Here is a 14600-nt window from a genome sequence, read left to right as displayed (position 1 = left end):
GCGCCGGTCGCGCCCCCTCCCGTGACGGGACGCGACCGGCGCCGCCAGGCCTGAAGCCCGAAAGCTGCCACTGAGATGCTGCGCTTCCTCCTCCGCCGGATCCTCGGCTCACTCGTGATCCTGGTCCTGCTGACCGTGGTCGCCTTCCTGCTCTTCTTCGGCATGCCCCGCGACCCGGCGCTGCTGATGTGCGGCAAGACATGCACGCCCGGCGCCCTGGAGAACATCCACCACACGCTCGGACTCGACAAGTCGATCCCGGAGCAGTTCTGGATCTTCCTGTCCGGGCTGGTGGCCGGTCGGGACGACTTCGCCCAAGGCCCCTGCCCCGCCCCGTGCTTCGGATACTCGTACCACACCAACGAGGCCGTCTGGACGACCCTGATGGACCGGCTGCCGCTCACTCTGTCGCTGGCGTTCGGCGCCACGATCGTGTTCCTGTTCGTCGGGCTCGGCACCGGACTGCTCGCCGCCTGGAAGCGCGGCACCCTCGTCGACAAGACGTTCACCGCGGGCTCCATGGCGCTCAGCTCGATGCAGATCTACTTCCTGGGCCCGCTCGCCCTCGCCATCCTCGTGTACCAGACGCACGCCTTCGACGAGCCCAAGTACACGCCCCTCACCGACAATCCCGCCGCCTGGTTCACCGGACTGATGATCCCCTGGGTCGTCCTGTCGACGATCTTCGCCGCGCAGTACACCCGTATGGCGCGCTCCGCGATGATCGAGCAGCTCCAGGAAGAGCACGTCCGCACGGCCAAGGCCAAGGGCATGAGCGGCCGCTATGTCTTCTTCCGGTACGCCTGGCGCGGCTCCCTCATCCCCATCATCACCATCCTCGGCATCGACCTCAGCTCGCTGCTCGGCGGCGCGATCATCACCGAGTACACCTTCGGACTGCCCGGACTCGGCCGGCTCGCGGTGGACTCGGTGCAGTTCAGCGATCTGCCGCTGCTGCTCGGGGTGATGCTGTTCGCGGCCGGCGTGATCCTGCTGTGCAACATCGTCGTCGACGCCTGCTACGCCCTCATCGACCCGCGCGTGCGGCTGTCCTAGGAGTTCTGTCGTGACCACTCTGACCAAGGAGGCCGGGGCGCCCGCCCCGTCCGACGCGGGCGCCTTCCTCTCGGTGCGGGACCTGCACGTCAGCTTCCGGACCGAGGACGGCATCGTCCGGGCCGTCGACGGACTCTCCTTCGACCTGGAGCGCGGCAGGACGCTGGGCATCGTCGGCGAGTCGGGCTCCGGCAAGTCGGTGACCAACCTGACCATCCTGGGCCTGCACAGCCCCAAGTTCACCACCGTCGAGGGCGAGATCCTGCTGGAGGGGCAGGAGTTGACCACCGCCCGCGAGTCCGAGCTGGAGAAGCTGCGCGGCAACAAGGTCGCCATGATCTTCCAGGACCCGCTGACCGCCCTGTCGCCGTACTACACGGTGGGCCGGCAGATCGCCGAGCCGTACATGAAGCACACCGGCGCCTCCAAGAAGGCGGCCTGGGCGCGGGCGGTGGAGATGCTCGGCAAGGTCGGCATCCCCAACCCCAAGGAGCGGGCGAAGGACTACCCGCACCAGTTCTCCGGCGGTATGCGCCAGCGCGCGATGATCGCGATGGCGCTGGTCTGCGACCCGGACCTGCTGATCGCCGACGAGCCGACGACCGCGCTGGACGTGACGGTCCAGGCGCAGATCCTGGACCTGCTCAAGGACCTCCAGCGGGAGTTCGGCTCGGCGATCATCTTCATCACGCACGATCTCGGGGTCATCGCCGACATGGCCGACGACATCATGGTGATGTACGCGGGCGGCGCGATCGAGCGCGGCACCACCAGAGAGGTGCTGCGCGCCCCGCAACACCCGTACACCTGGGGCCTGCTGAACTCGATGCCCCGCATCGACTCGGACCTCGGCGCCCCGCTCGCGCCGATCCCGGGCACCCCGCCCTCGCTGCTCACCCCGCCCTCCGGCTGCCGCTTCCACCCGCGCTGCACCTTCCAGGGCCGGGTCGAGGGCACCCGCTGCGTCGACGAGCGCCCCCTGCTGGCCCCGGACCGCGCCTCCGCCTGCCATCTCACGGCGGAGCAGAAGCGGACCATCTTCATCGAGGAGATCAAGCCCAGCCTGGGCTAAGGGCCTGGCCGGGAGGTCGGTCCGGCCCCTGGCCGGCGGGTCGGTCCGGCCGCAGGAGAACAGAGCATGTCAACCAAGTCGAGCGCGCGAACCCGGCATCATCCGCCGGACAGGTCCAAGGAGGACGCGTCATGAAAGAGGACCTGGTCCTGCCCGCCCCGCGTGAGGCGGGCACCGAGGACGGCGGGGAGCCGTTGCTGGTGGTCGAGGGGCTCACCAAGCACTTCCCGGTCAAGGGCGGCTTCCCGATCCGCCGTACGGTCGGCGCGGTGCAGGCCGTCGACGGCATCGACCTGACCGTGCGCGCCGGCGAGAGCTTCGGCCTGGTCGGCGAGTCCGGCTGCGGCAAGTCGACCACGGGTCGGCTGATCACGCGGCTCATGGAGCCGACGGCGGGCACGATCTCGTACCGCGGCAAGGACATCACGCATGCCAGCCGCCGCGAACTGGCGCCGATCCGCGCCGAGATCCAGATGATCTTCCAGGACCCGTACTCCTCCCTGAACCCGAGGCAGACGGTCGGCAAGATCATCTCCGGTCCGATGGAGATCAACGGCATCAACCCGGCGGGGGGCCGCGAGAAGCGGGTCCGTGAGCTGCTGGAGATCGTCGGTCTGAACCCCGAGCACTACAACCGCTTCCCGCACGAGTTCTCCGGTGGCCAGCGGCAACGTATCGGTGTGGCGCGGGCGTTGGCCCTGGAGCCGAAGCTGATCGTCGCCGACGAGCCGGTCTCCGCGCTGGACGTGTCCATCCAGGCGCAGGTCGTCAACCTGCTCCAGAAGGTCCAGCAGGAACTCGGCATCGCGTTCCTGTTCATCGCCCACGACCTGGCCGTCGTACGGCACTTCTCGCAGCGTGTCGCGGTCATGTACCTCGGCAAGGTGATCGAGGTCGGCGACCGCGACTCCATCTACACCCGCCCCCGGCACCCGTACACCCACGCCCTGCTGTCCGCGGTGCCCGAGGTGAACCTCTCGGACGAGGGCGCGCCCGCCCGGGAGCGGATCCGGCTGGCCGGTGACGTGCCGTCGCCCATCTCGCCGCCGTCCGGGTGCCGGTTCCGTACGCGGTGCTGGAAGGCGCAGGACAGGTGCGCGTCGGAGGAACCGCCGTTGGTCCAGATCGCCGGGAACCGGCCGGGGCATCTGACAGCGTGCCACTTCCCGGAGGAGCCGACGATCGAGGGGCGGGACGAGGACATCGTGCTGGATCCCGCGCTGGCGGCACTGGAGGAGAACCTGCACGACGGGTAGTTCCGTCGGGTCCCGGGCGCCGGGCGAGGGCGGGGAGGCGGTGATCGCGCGCCCCTGGTCACGGGGCGCTGCGCGCCACCGTGACCAGTTCCGGGCTTCCCGGCGTCACCGGGCCCCTGCCCCAGTCGCCGTACTGCTCCTCCACCACCAGGCCCGCCTCCGCCAGGAAGCTCTCCAGGCCCCACGTGTCTAGGAAGCGCAGTGTCGTGGTGGTGACCTGAGGGCGTTCCCAGCGGACACCCTGGAAGGTCGACGTGAAGGTCACGCGGTCGCCCCGCACCGGCTGGACGACCTCGTGCCACATCCACGCCACCGCGCCCTCCGGGTCGGCGGCCTCGTATATGTGGTCCGGGGTCCAGGACTCCCAGGCGCGTGCGGCCGGGTTGCGGGTGTCGAAGACGAAGCGCCCGCCGTCGGCCAGGGCGGCGCGCACCGCCCGCAGCGCGGTGCGCAGCTCGTCGTCGCCGAGGAGTTCCTGGAAGGCGTGCCCGGTCATCGTGACCAGGTCGAACTCCCCGCGCCAGGCCACCGAGCCCAGATCCCCGAGGACCCACTCCACGCGCGGTTCCCGTCGCCTGGCCTGGACGAGCATGGCGGCGGCCGGGTCGAGTCCCGTCAGCCGTCCCGGGTGGCCCATCTCCCGGCAGCGGGCGAGCAGTCGTCCGGTGCCGCAGCCGACGTCCAGGACGGTGGGCGCGGACATCACGCGGCCGGCGTAGAAGTCGTCACCCTGTCCCCACGGGTTGAGGGAGTCGTACAGCGCGGCGAGTGAGAGATCCGCGAACGAGCGATCGACCATCGCGGCAGTCTTCCACAGGTGTGGGGGCCGTACGACGGGATCCGCCCAGGGCGAAGGCCCGCGCCCGGGGAGGCGCGGGCCTTCTTTCCCCTGGAACCGGACGTTCATGGGCTCGGGTCAATGGGCCGAGAAAGTCCGTTCCACAAGGGCGGCGGCTGACGGAAAAGGGGTGTTGTCAGACCGCTGCCTCGGGGTTCTTGGAGAGACGAGGGGCCGGCACGGTTCCCTCCGTCTCGGGGTAGTGGCATGCGGTCAGGTGGCCGGGCTTGTTGCCCTCGACCTGGACCAGCGGGGGTGCCTCGGTCGCGCACTTCTCCGTCGCCTTCCAGCAACGGGTCCGGAAACGGCAGCCCGAGGGCGGGTTCAGAGGAGACGGTACATCGCCCGTGAGGCGGATGCGCTCGCGGGTCGGTGTATCGTCCACCGTTGCCTCCGGCACGGCGGACAGCAGGGCCCGTGTGTACGGGTGGCGCGGGTTGCCGTACAGGTCCTCGCGGTCCGCGATCTCGACGATCTTGCCGAGGTACATGACCGCGACGCGCTGCGAGAAGTGCCGTACGACGGCCAGGTCGTGGGCGATGAACAGGAACGCGATGCCCAGTTCCTGCTGCACCTTCTGGAGCAGGTTGACCACCTGCGCCTGGATGGAGACGTCCAGCGCCGAGACCGGCTCGTCGGCGACGATCAGCTTAGGCTCCAGGGCCAACGCCCGTGCCACGCCGATACGTTGCCGCTGACCGCCGGAGAACTCGTGCGGGAAGCGGTTGTAGTGCTCCGGGTTCAGACCGACGATCTCCAGCAGCTCACGGACCCGCTTCTCGCGGCCCCCCGCCGGGTTGATGCCGTTGATCTCCATCGGGCCCGAGACGATCTTGCCGACCGTCTGGCGCGGGTTGAGCGACGCGTAGGGGTCCTGGAAGATCATCTGGATCTCGGAGCGGATCGGCGCCAGCGCCTTGCGGGACGCGTGCGTGATGTCCTGCCCGCGGTACGAGATGCTGCCGCCCGTCGGCTCCAGCAGCCGCGTGACCAGCCGGCCGGTGGTCGACTTGCCGCAACCCGACTCGCCGACCAGGCCCAGGCTCTCGCCCTCGGCGACCTGGAAGTCCAGCCCGTCGACGGCCTGCACCGCGCCGACCGTGCGACGGATCGGGAAGCCGCCCTTGACCGGGAAGTGCTTGGTCAGGCCGGAGACGTCCAGGAGGGGGGTGGTGTTGCTCATGGTGGTGAAGTCCCGTCTCTGTTACGTCAGTGGGTCCGGGCGGCGAGGTGCTCGGTGAAGAGCTCGCGCTTCTGCTCGGCCGTCAGATGGCACGCCGAACCCCGCCCGTCCACGACCTCCAGCGCCGGCCGCTCAGTGGAGCAGAGGTTGCCCGCGACCTTCTCGGCGAAGGCGCACCGGGGGTGGAAGCGGCAGCCCGAGGGCGGGTTGAGCAGCGAGGGGGGCGAGCCGGGGATGGGGGAGAGCGGCACGTCGACCGGCCCGGTCAGGCTCGGCATCGAACCCAGCAGCCCCAGCGTGTAGGGATGGTCCGGGGTGCGCAGCACCTCCGCCTTGGTGCCCCGCTCCACACAACGGCCGCCGTACATCACCAGCACGTCGTCCGCGATGTCGGCGATGACACCGAGGTCGTGGGTGATGAAGATGATCGCGGTGCCGAACTCCTGCTGGAGGTCCTTGAGCAGGTCCATGATCTGGGCCTGGACCGTGACGTCGAGGGCGGTCGTCGGCTCGTCGGCGATCAGCAGCTCGGGGTCGCAGACCAGCGCCATGGCGATCATCGCGCGCTGGCGCATACCGCCGGAGAACTGGTGCGGGTAGTCGTCCACCCGCATGTCCGGCTGCGGGATGCCCACCCGGCGCAGCATCTCGACCGACCGCGCCCGGGCCTCGCCGCGGGAGGCGCCGGTGTGCTTGCGGTACGTCTCGCCGATCTGGGCGCCGATGGTGTGGTACGGCGACAGGGAGGCCAGCGCGTCCTGGAAGATCATGGACATCTTGTTGCCGCGCAGCTTCTCCAGCTGCCGCTCGGAGGCGGTGATCAGCTCCTTGCCGTCGAGCAGGATCTCGCCGTCGAGCCTGGTGTTGCGCGGGTCGTGCAGGCCCAGGACCGCCATGTTGGTGACGGACTTGCCGGAGCCCGACTCGCCGACGATGCCGAGGGTCTGGCCCTTCTCGACGTCGAAGGAGAGCCCGTCGACGGCCTTGACGACACCGTCCTCGGTGGAGAAGTGGACTTTGAGGTCGCGGACGGAGAGGAAGGGAGTGCTCATGGTCTCTCCTTAAGCGAGGCGCACGCGCGGGTCGATGAGGGCGTACAGGGCGTCGACGACGATGTTGAACACGACGATCGCGCCGGCCGCGACCAGGACGACACCGAGCAGCATCGGCAGGTCGTTGGTGCTGACCGCCTTCACCGAGAGCATGCCGAGGCCCTGGAGGCTGAACGTCGACTCGGTGATGATCGCACCGCCGAGCAGGACGCCGAGGTCGAGGCCGAAGATGGTGACGATCGGCCCCATCGCGCCGCGCCAGGCGAAGCGGAAGAAGACCGTACGGCGGGACAGGCCCTTGGCGCGGGCGGTACGGACGTAGTCCTCGCTGAGCGCCTCCACCATCTGGGAGCGCGTCATGCGGGTGTAGTTGGCCGTCCAGATCAGCGACAGCACGATCCACGGCACCAGCAGGCCCTTGGCCCAGGCCGCCGGGTCGTCGGTGAAGGGCGTGTAGCTGGCCCGGTCCAGCACCTGCCACTGGTCGACCAGCAGATAGGTGGCGAGGACGCCGACGACGTAGATCTGCATCGAGGAGGCGACGAGCGAGGCGGAGCTCGCGATCTTGTCCACGGCCTTGCCCTGCTTCACGGCGGCCAGCATGCCCGTGCCGATGCCGAAGATCAGGTAGATGACCGAGCTGCCGAGCGAGAGCGACAGGGTGGTCGGGAAGCGGTCCATGATGGTGCCGAGGACCGGCTCGCGGTTCTGGAACGAGTAGCCGAGGCAGGGCGCGTTGCAGTTGCCGAACGACGTGTAGTCGCGGCCGACGAAGAGGCCCTTGAGCCAGTCCCAGTACTGCACGGGCAGTGGATCGGCGATCCCCAGGTTCTTCCGCACCAGCTCCAGGGTCTCGGGGGTGCAGGCCTTGCCGCAGGCGATGCGGGCGGGGTCGCGCGGGGCGGCGTAGAACAGGACGAACACGATCGCGCTGATGATCAGCAGGATCACCGCGGCGCCGAGAATTCGTCGGACAAGGAAGCGGAGCATGGCAGTTGGGATTTCCTGACGGATGCCGAAGGGGGGAAGGAGGCGGGGCGGCCGAGGGCCGCCCCGCCACGAGGGCCGGTCGTCAGGCCTTCACGAACGTCTTGTAGAGCAGGGTCGCGGAGAAGTTCGGGTCGAACATCGCCCCGCCGACCTTGTTGCCGTAGACGTAGTAACGGCGCTGGTACATCTCGGGGATGATCGGCGCGACTTCTTCCATGATCCGCTTGTCGAGCGCGGCCCAGGCCTCACCGGCCTTCTTCTGGTCGGTGATGACCACGTTCTTCTGGATGGTCTCGTCGATCCAGGAGACCTTCGTCTGCGACACGTTGTAGAGACCGTCGCCGACGCTGGCGCTGTCGAACAGCGGCTGCATCATCGTGTAGGCGGTCGGCCAGTCCGGGGACCAGCCGTACCACATCACGTCGAAGTTGTTGTCGACCTTGGCGATCTGGTCGTAGTACGTCGTCGAGTCGACCGGCTTGATGACCGGGGTGAAGCCGGCCTCCTTCAGCGCGTTCTCGATGACGACCTTGGTCTTGTTGTAGGTCGGGTCCTGCGGGAAGGCGTAGACGATCTTCACGCCCTCCTTGCCGGCCTCCTTCAGCAGCTTCTTCGCGGCGGCCGGGTCGCCCTGCGGCTTCTTCAGCTTGCCGTAGACGTCGAACTTCTCGCGGCCGAGGATGTCGGGGCTGAGGATCGTGGTGGCGAACTCGCCGGAGGACGGGCCGCCGTAGATCTGGCGGATCTGCTGGAGCGGCCAGGCCATGTTGAGGGCCTGGCGGACCTTCAGGTCGGTGACGCGCTTGGTGTTGATCGCGTAGTAGTACGTGCCGGTGAGCAGGCCGTTGAAGGTGCGCTTCTTCAGCTCCGGGTCGGTGAGGACCTTCTGGATGCGCTCGGCGGGCACGCCCTTGTAGATGGAGACCGCGTAGGCGTCGGTGCCCTGGGAGGCGATGAGACGGTCCGTGGAGTCCAGCGTCTCGATGCCGAAGGTGAACTCGAAGCCGTCCGGGTAGGCGTTGCGGATCGAGTCGGTCGCCGGGTCCCAGTGCTTGTTGCGGACCAGCGTCATCGACTTGTCGGTCGTGTGGTTCTTGATCTTGTACGGACCACAGGCGGCCGGCTTCTTGTCGTACTTCTCCTTGGTGTCCAGCTTCGGGGACACCGCGGCGTACGAGTGCATCGCCATCGTGAAGTTGAAGTCGGGGCGGGCCTCGGCCAGCTTGAAGGTGATGGTCCGCTTGGCCTTGTCCGTCACGATGGAGTCGAGGTGCTTGCCCTTGTAGGGACCCTCGTAGGCGTCACGCCACTTGCCGCCCTTGCCGGTCAGCGCGATCTGCACATAGCTGGCGGACTCGATGATGTACGGGGCCCACAGGCGCTCGATGCCGTGGCGGACGTCCTCGACGGTCAGCTCGCTGCCGTCCTCCCACTTCAAACCCTCCTTCAGCGTGAAGGTCCAGGTCTTGCCCGCGTCGGACATCGTGCCGGTGTCCGTGGCCAGGTCGCCGACGAGCTTCTGCGAGCCGTCCTCGGCGACCTTGTAGCCGGTCAGGCAGCGGTGCAGGAGCAGCGCGGCGGTCGAGTTGTAGGCGTAGTAGATGCGCCCCGGGTCGAGGTGCGAGAAGTCGTCGGGGGCCAGGCCGTAGATCGTCCCGCCCTTCTTCGCGCCGGTGATCTCCGGCGCGGGGCCGGTCGAGTCCGCGGCGGTGCCGATGGTGACCTTGGAGTAGGTCTTGGCGCCCTCGGTCGCGCTGCCGCCGCCACCCCCCGCGTCGCCGCTGCTGCACGCGGACAGCAGTGTCGAGCCCGCGGCCGCGACGGAGGTGGCTATGACGAAGTTTCTGCGGGAGAGAGACATGGCTGACCCGATTTCTGTGGATTGGGATGGTGCGGGGAGTCTCCGGCCGGGCCCCGTCGCCCGTGCGGAGGGGGAGAGCTCAGCGCTTCGTCTTGGGGTCCAGCGCGTCGCGCACGGAGTCACCGAGGAGGTTGAAGGCGACGACGAAGATCACCATGGACAGACCGGGGAAGAGCATGAAGGTGATGTCGTCCTGGTAGTACTTGGCGCCGAACTGGAGCATGACGCCCCAGTCGGGCGTGGGGTCGGTGAGACCGACGCCGAGGAAGGCGAGGCCCGCCTCCGCCGTCACGTAGGCGGGCAGCAGGAGCGTCGACTGGATCAGGATCGGCGTCCACAGGTTGGGCAGCAGTTCCTTGAAGATGATCCGGCCCGGCGAGGCGCCGGTGACCTTGGCGGCCTCCACGAACTCCCGCTCGCGCAGGGCGAGGACCTCGCCGCGCAGCAGACGGGCAATGGAGGCCCAGCCGAAGGCGGTCATGACCGTGATGAGGCTGGTGACCGTCAGCCAGATCGGGGTGTTCTCCTCGGGCGACACGAAGATCGCCAGCACGACCGGCCAGAAGGCGATGAAGAACAGCGTCTGCGGGAAGGCCAGCAGAATGTCGATGACCCGGCCGACGAAGTAGTCGGTGCGGCCGCCGAGGTAGCCGGCGGTGATGCCGATGACGACACCGAGCATGACGGTCAGGAGCGTGGCCGCGGTGGCGATGAGCAGCGAGTTGCGCATGCCGTACAGCAGGAAGGTCAGCACGTCACGGCCGAGCTGGGGCTCGACGCCGAACCAGAAGTCACTGCTGATGCCGCCGTTGGGCTTGATCGGGAAACCGAACTCGTTCAGCAGCCCCGGCGTGTTGATGCCGTACGTCGTGTACGGGTTCTTGCCGTAGAGCTTGGCGATCAGCGGGGCGCCGAGCGAGACGACGAAGAAGAAGAGGACCACATATCCGGATATGACGCCCGCGCGGTCCCGTTTGAAACGGCTCCAGGCGAGCCGTCCCGGCGAGCGGCTCTCGTTGCCCTTGAGAGCCGAGGACTTCACCGGTGCCGCGCTGTCTTCATCGGACACCTCGAGTGAAGTGACCGGGGAAGGGGTTGGGGGGGTCATGTTGCTCCGTGCCCTGTGGATCAAGGACTCCGCAGGGCGCTCCCTACGGGCTACGCCGGACTTTTTCAACGCAATTCATTCAAGGTCAATAAATTCTCGGTCGGCTTGGGTTTGTCTTTACTTTCTTTACCAGTCTTTGACCAAGCTGTAGCTACGCGTGTAGCGTGCCGTGATCACCTTGTGTCCTACATCGGACCAACTGGCCGAATCGGGCAATGGGTTCGATATACGGACGGCGACCTGTCGAAATCCGTACATAGGTGGGTCCCAATCCAACGGTTCTGCATCGGATGGTGAAGATCCATTGCACGCTCCGCGGGAGCCCGTGGAGGTGTGGTCGGAGCTTTCCGGGTCGCTCCCCTAAAGGGTCAGTGCATGTGCGGTATGACTGTTTTGCGTCGATATTGGCCGGTAACGGAATAGCGCTGTCACACAGGAGGCACTCCATGCGCGGAGCCACGCACGCCAAATGGGCCGCATGCGCGGCGGCGGTAGCCCTCGCCGCCACGGCCTGCGGGGGTGGGGACGGCGACAGCGGCGGTGGCAGTGGCGACGGCAGCGCGACGCTCAGCTCCTCCTGGGGAGACCCGCAGAACCCGCTGGAGCCCGCCAACACCAATGAGGTGCAGGGCGGCAAGGTCCTCGACATGATCTTCCGGAGCCTCAAGAGGTACAACCCGGAGACCGGCAAGGCCGAGGACATGCTCGCCGAGAAGATCGAGACGAGCGACTCCCAGAACTTCACCATCACCGTCAAGGACGGCTGGACCTTCAGCAACGGCGAGAAGGTGACCGCCAAGTCCTTCGTCGACGCCTGGAACTACGGGGCGAGCCTGAAGAACAACCAGAAGAACGCCTACTTCTTCGGCTACATCGACGGCTACGACAAGGTCCACCCCGAGGGCGGCGGCAAGCAGAGCGCCCAGACGCTCTCCGGACTGAAGGTCACCGGCGACCGGACCTTCACCGTCAAGCTCAGCCAGAAGTTCTCGACGTTCCCCGACACCCTCGGCTACCCGGCCTACGCCCCGCTCCCGCGGGCCTTCTTCACCGACCACGCGGCCTGGGTGAAGAAGCCCGTCGGCAACGGCCCCTACACGATCGAGTCGTACACCAAGGGTTCGCAGATGGCCCTGAAGAAGTGGGACGGCTACCCCGGCGATGACAAGGCGCAGAACGGCGGTGTGACCCTGAAGGTCTACACCGACAACAACACCGCCTACACCGACCTGATGGCCGGCAACCTCGACCTGGTCGACGACGTCCCGGCCGCCCAGCTCAAGAACGTCCAGAGCGACCTCGGCGACCGCTACATCAACACCCCGGCCGGCATCATCCAGACCCTCGCCTTCCCGTTCTACGACAAGAACTGGAGCAAGGACGGGATGGAGAAGGTCCGCACCGGCCTGTCCCGGGCGATCAACCGCGACCAGATCACCAAGACGATCTTCCAGAAGACCCGCACCCCCGCCACCGACTGGACCTCCCCGGTCCTCGGCGACGACGGCGGCTTCAAGGACGGGCTGTGCGGCGACGCCTGCGACTACGACCCGGCGGAGGCCAAGAAGCTCGTCAAGGAGGGCGGCGGTCTTCCCGGCGGCAGCATCAAGATCACGTACAACGCGGACACCGGCTCGCACAAGACGTGGGTCGACGCGGTCTGCAACTCCATCAACAACGCGCTCGACAACGACAAGGCCTGCGTCGGCAACCCGATCGGCACCTTCGCCGACTTCCGCACCCAGATCACCGACAAGAAGATGCGCGGGCCGTTCCGGGCGGGCTGGCAGATGGACTACCCGCTCATCCAGAACTTCCTCCAGCCGCTCTACTACACCAACGCCTCCTCCAACGACGGCAAGTGGACCAACACGGAGTTCGACCAGCTCGTCGACGAGGCCAACGCCGAGACCGACACCGGCAAGGCGATCGGGAAGTTCCAGCAGGCCGAGGAGGTCGTCCGGGACAACATGGCCGCCATCCCGCTCTGGTACCAGAACGGCAGCGCGGGCTACTCGGATCGGCTGTCCGACGTGAAGCTCAACCCCTTCAGCGTCCCCGTCTACAACGAGATCAAGGTCAGCTGACCGGCCATGGGACGCTACGTCGTCCGGCGTCTGCTCCAGATGGTCCCGGTGTTCATCGGCGCCACCCTCCTGATCTTCCTCATGGTCAACGTGATGGGCGACCCCGTCGCGGGCCTGTGCGGCGACCGGGAGTGCGATCCCGCCACCGCCGCCCAGCTGAAGAAGGAGTTCGGCCTCGACAAGCCGGTCTGGCAGCAGTACCTGACCTACATGGGGAACGTCTTCACCGGCGACTTCGGCACCGCGTTCAACGGGCAGAAGGTCACCGAGCTGATGTCGACGGCGTTCCCCGTGACGATCCGCCTGACGGTCGTCGCGATCCTCTTCGAGGTCGTCATCGGCATCACCCTGGGTGTCGTCACGGGCCTGCGGCGCGGGCGGCCCGTGGACACCTCGGTCCTGATGTTCACGCTCGTGGTGATCTCCGTGCCCACCTTCGTCACCGGTCTGCTGCTCCAGCTCCTGCTCGGCGTCGAGTGGGGCTGGATCAAACCGTCGGTGTCGACGGACGCCACGTTCGGCGAGCTGATCGTGCCGGGGCTGGTGCTGGCGTCGGTGTCCCTGGCGTACGTCACCCGGCTGACCCGCACCTCCATCGCGGAGAACCGCCGCAGCGACTACGTCCGTACGGCGGTGGCCAAGGGCCTGCCGAGGCGGCGGGTCATCACCCGGCACCTCCTGCGCAACTCCCTGATCCCCGTCGTCACCTTCATCGGCACCGACATCGGCGCCCTGATGGGCGGCGCGATCGTCACCGAGCGCATCTTCAACATCCACGGCGTCGGCTACCAGCTCTACCAGGGCATCCTCCGCCAGAACACCCAGACCGTCGTCGGCTTCGTCACGGTCCTCGTACTGGTCTTCCTGGTGGCCAACCTCGTCGTCGACCTCCTGTACGCCGTACTCGACCCGAGGATCCGCTATGCCTGAACCACAGGAGCCCGAGGGCGCGATCGCCGGGACGGGAATGGGCGGCGCCATGGACCTGGCCGTGAGCGAGGCGACGACGCTGGAGAAGGGACCCGGCGGCCCCGGCCCCTTTGACCGGCCCCGCTCGCTGTGGTCCGACGCCTGGCGCGACCTGCGCCGCAACCCCGTCTTCATCATCTCCGGCCTGGTCATCCTCTTCCTGGTCGTGATCTCCCTCTGGCCGTCCCTGATCGCCTCCGGCAACCCCCTCAAGTGCGACCTCGCCAAGGCGCAGGAGGGCTCCCAGCCCGGACACCCCTTCGGCTACGACGGCCAGGGCTGCGACGTCTACACGCGCACGGTCTACGGGGCCCGGACGTCGGTGACGGTCGGCGTCTGCGCCACGCTGGGGGTCGCGGTCCTGGGCTCGGTCCTCGGCGGACTGGCCGGCTTCTTCGGCGGGTTCTGGGACTCGATCCTCTCCCGCGTCACCGACGTCTTCTTCGCGATCCCGGTGGTCCTGGGCGGCCTGGTGCTGCTGTCGGTGGTCACCAGCAACACGGTCTGGCCGGTGATCGGCTTCATGGTGCTGCTGGGCTGGCCGCAGATCTCCCGGATCGCGCGAGGCTCGGTGATCACGGCGAAACAGAACGACTACGTGCAGGCGGCGAAGGCCCTGGGCGCCTCGAACTCCCGCCAGCTGCTGCGGCACATCACGCCGAACGCGGTGGCCCCGGTGATCGTCGTGGCGACGATCGCCCTCGGCACGTACATCGCGCTGGAGGCGACCCTGTCCTACCTCGGCGTGGGCCTGAAGCCGCCCACGGTCAGCTGGGGCATCGACATCTCCTCGGCCTCCGCCTACATCCGCCAGGCCCCCCACATGCTCCTCTGGCCGGCCGGCGCCCTCGCCCTCACCGTCCTCGCGTTCATCATGCTCGGCGACGCGGTCCGCGACGCCCTCGACCCGAAGCTGAGGTGACGGCGTGAGGGTGCGGGAAGCGAGTGCGGCCGCGAGCGCGGGCGCGGGCGTGGTCCGGTGCGGGCGTCCGGCCGAGGGCGCCGGTGTTCAGGTTCCTTCCGCCGGGCGGCGTGTGCGTGGCGTGTGCGGGCGTCCGGTCGAGGGCGCCCGTGTTCAGGTTTCTCCCGCCCGGCGGCGCGTGCGCGGCGCCCTCGACCGGAAGCCGA

The 14600-nt window shown here is 67.9% G+C and carries 12 protein-coding genes; 6 read left to right on the top strand and 6 right to left on the bottom strand.

The features are described 5' to 3' along the window. Positions 1-75: 75 nt before the first annotated feature. The 3 genes from ACZ56U_RS13840 to ACZ56U_RS13830 all read left to right on the top strand — a co-directional run bounded on the left by ACZ56U_RS13840 (position 76) and on the right by ACZ56U_RS13830 (position 3384). Entirely contained in the window at positions 76-1056 is a 981-nt protein-coding gene (locus ACZ56U_RS13840) for an ABC transporter permease (RefSeq protein WP_391243682.1), read from the top strand. A 10-nt stretch (positions 1057-1066) separates the two neighbouring features. Further along, positions 1067-2128, top strand: a complete 1062-nt coding sequence (locus tag ACZ56U_RS13835) for an ABC transporter ATP-binding protein (RefSeq protein ID WP_469084220.1) — start codon at positions 1067-1069, stop codon at positions 2126-2128. Between the two features lie 131 nt (positions 2129-2259). Beyond that, complete coding sequence (locus ACZ56U_RS13830; protein ID WP_469084219.1) at positions 2260-3384, top strand: ABC transporter ATP-binding protein; 1125 nt, start codon at positions 2260-2262, stop codon at positions 3382-3384. A 58-nt stretch (positions 3385-3442) separates the two neighbouring features. Here the strand turns inward: ACZ56U_RS13830 and ACZ56U_RS13825 are convergent, their stop codons facing one another. The 6 genes from ACZ56U_RS13825 to ACZ56U_RS13800 form a co-directional block, all read right to left on the bottom strand. Continuing rightward, positions 3443-4183, bottom strand: a complete 741-nt coding sequence (locus ACZ56U_RS13825) for a class I SAM-dependent methyltransferase (RefSeq protein WP_469084218.1) — start codon at positions 4181-4183, stop codon at positions 3443-3445. A 175-nt stretch (positions 4184-4358) separates the two neighbouring features. Continuing rightward, positions 4359-5405 (bottom strand): ABC transporter ATP-binding protein, encoded by a 1047-nt coding sequence (locus ACZ56U_RS13820; protein ID WP_469084217.1) that lies wholly within the window; start codon positions 5403-5405, stop codon positions 4359-4361. A gap of 26 nt (positions 5406-5431) precedes the next feature. Further along, entirely contained in the window at positions 5432-6457 is a 1026-nt protein-coding gene (locus ACZ56U_RS13815; RefSeq protein ID WP_469084216.1) for an ABC transporter ATP-binding protein, read from the bottom strand. 9 nt (positions 6458-6466) lie between these two features. Further along, complete coding sequence (locus ACZ56U_RS13810) at positions 6467-7447, bottom strand: ABC transporter permease (protein WP_469084215.1); 981 nt, start codon at positions 7445-7447, stop codon at positions 6467-6469. A gap of 82 nt (positions 7448-7529) precedes the next feature. Continuing rightward, the gene (locus ACZ56U_RS13805; protein WP_469084214.1) at positions 7530-9308 is read right to left on the bottom strand and encodes an ABC transporter substrate-binding protein; all 1779 of its coding nucleotides are present in this window, start codon (positions 9306-9308) and stop codon (positions 7530-7532) included. A 79-nt stretch (positions 9309-9387) separates the two neighbouring features. Beyond that, on the bottom strand, positions 9388-10416 hold the full coding sequence (locus ACZ56U_RS13800; RefSeq protein WP_469084213.1) for an ABC transporter permease: 1029 nt from the start codon (positions 10414-10416) through the stop codon (positions 9388-9390). A gap of 446 nt (positions 10417-10862) precedes the next feature. Here ACZ56U_RS13800 and ACZ56U_RS13795 point away from each other — a divergent pair, with 446 nt between their 5' ends. The 3 genes from ACZ56U_RS13795 to ACZ56U_RS13785 are packed head-to-tail and all read left to right on the top strand — an operon-like array spanning position 10863 to position 14394. After that, the gene (locus ACZ56U_RS13795) at positions 10863-12503 is read left to right on the top strand and encodes a peptide ABC transporter substrate-binding protein (RefSeq protein WP_469084212.1); all 1641 of its coding nucleotides are present in this window, start codon (positions 10863-10865) and stop codon (positions 12501-12503) included. 6 nt (positions 12504-12509) lie between these two features. Further along, positions 12510-13433 (top strand): ABC transporter permease, encoded by a 924-nt coding sequence (locus ACZ56U_RS13790; protein WP_469084211.1) that lies wholly within the window; start codon positions 12510-12512, stop codon positions 13431-13433. Beyond that, complete coding sequence (locus ACZ56U_RS13785) at positions 13426-14394, top strand: ABC transporter permease (protein WP_469084210.1); 969 nt, start codon at positions 13426-13428, stop codon at positions 14392-14394. The genes ACZ56U_RS13790 and ACZ56U_RS13785 overlap by 8 nt, the downstream gene beginning before the upstream one ends. Positions 14395-14600 lie beyond the last annotated feature (206 nt).

It is taken from the genome of Streptomyces sp. NPDC034103 (assembly GCF_055575395.1).
Note: the sequence above shows the minus strand (reverse complement) of the source record. Positions and strands in the feature narration are given on the sequence as shown.

What these genes read in the sequence shown, in the direction of transcription:
- ACZ56U_RS13840 (WP_391243682.1), top strand. Translation starts at nt 76, where the DNA reads ATGCTGCGCTTCCTCCTCCGCCGGATCCTCGGCTCACTCGTGATCCTG.
- ACZ56U_RS13830 (WP_469084219.1), top strand. Translation starts at nt 2,260, where the DNA reads ATGAAAGAGGACCTGGTCCTGCCCGCCCCGCGTGAGGCGGGCACCGAG.
- ACZ56U_RS13825 (WP_469084218.1), bottom strand. Translation starts at nt 4,183, where the DNA reads ATGGTCGATCGCTCGTTCGCGGATCTCTCACTCGCCGCGCTGTACGAC.
- ACZ56U_RS13820 (WP_469084217.1), bottom strand. Translation starts at nt 5,405, where the DNA reads ATGAGCAACACCACCCCCCTCCTGGACGTCTCCGGCCTGACCAAGCAC.
- ACZ56U_RS13815 (WP_469084216.1), bottom strand. Translation starts at nt 6,457, where the DNA reads ATGAGCACTCCCTTCCTCTCCGTCCGCGACCTCAAAGTCCACTTCTCC.
- ACZ56U_RS13810 (WP_469084215.1), bottom strand. Translation starts at nt 7,447, where the DNA reads ATGCTCCGCTTCCTTGTCCGACGAATTCTCGGCGCCGCGGTGATCCTG.
- ACZ56U_RS13805 (WP_469084214.1), bottom strand. Translation starts at nt 9,308, where the DNA reads ATGTCTCTCTCCCGCAGAAACTTCGTCATAGCCACCTCCGTCGCGGCC.
- ACZ56U_RS13800 (WP_469084213.1), bottom strand. Translation starts at nt 10,416, where the DNA reads ATGACCCCCCCAACCCCTTCCCCGGTCACTTCACTCGAGGTGTCCGAT.
- ACZ56U_RS13795 (WP_469084212.1), top strand. Translation starts at nt 10,863, where the DNA reads ATGCGCGGAGCCACGCACGCCAAATGGGCCGCATGCGCGGCGGCGGTA.
- ACZ56U_RS13790 (WP_469084211.1), top strand. Translation starts at nt 12,510, where the DNA reads ATGGGACGCTACGTCGTCCGGCGTCTGCTCCAGATGGTCCCGGTGTTC.
- ACZ56U_RS13785 (WP_469084210.1), top strand. Translation starts at nt 13,426, where the DNA reads ATGCCTGAACCACAGGAGCCCGAGGGCGCGATCGCCGGGACGGGAATG.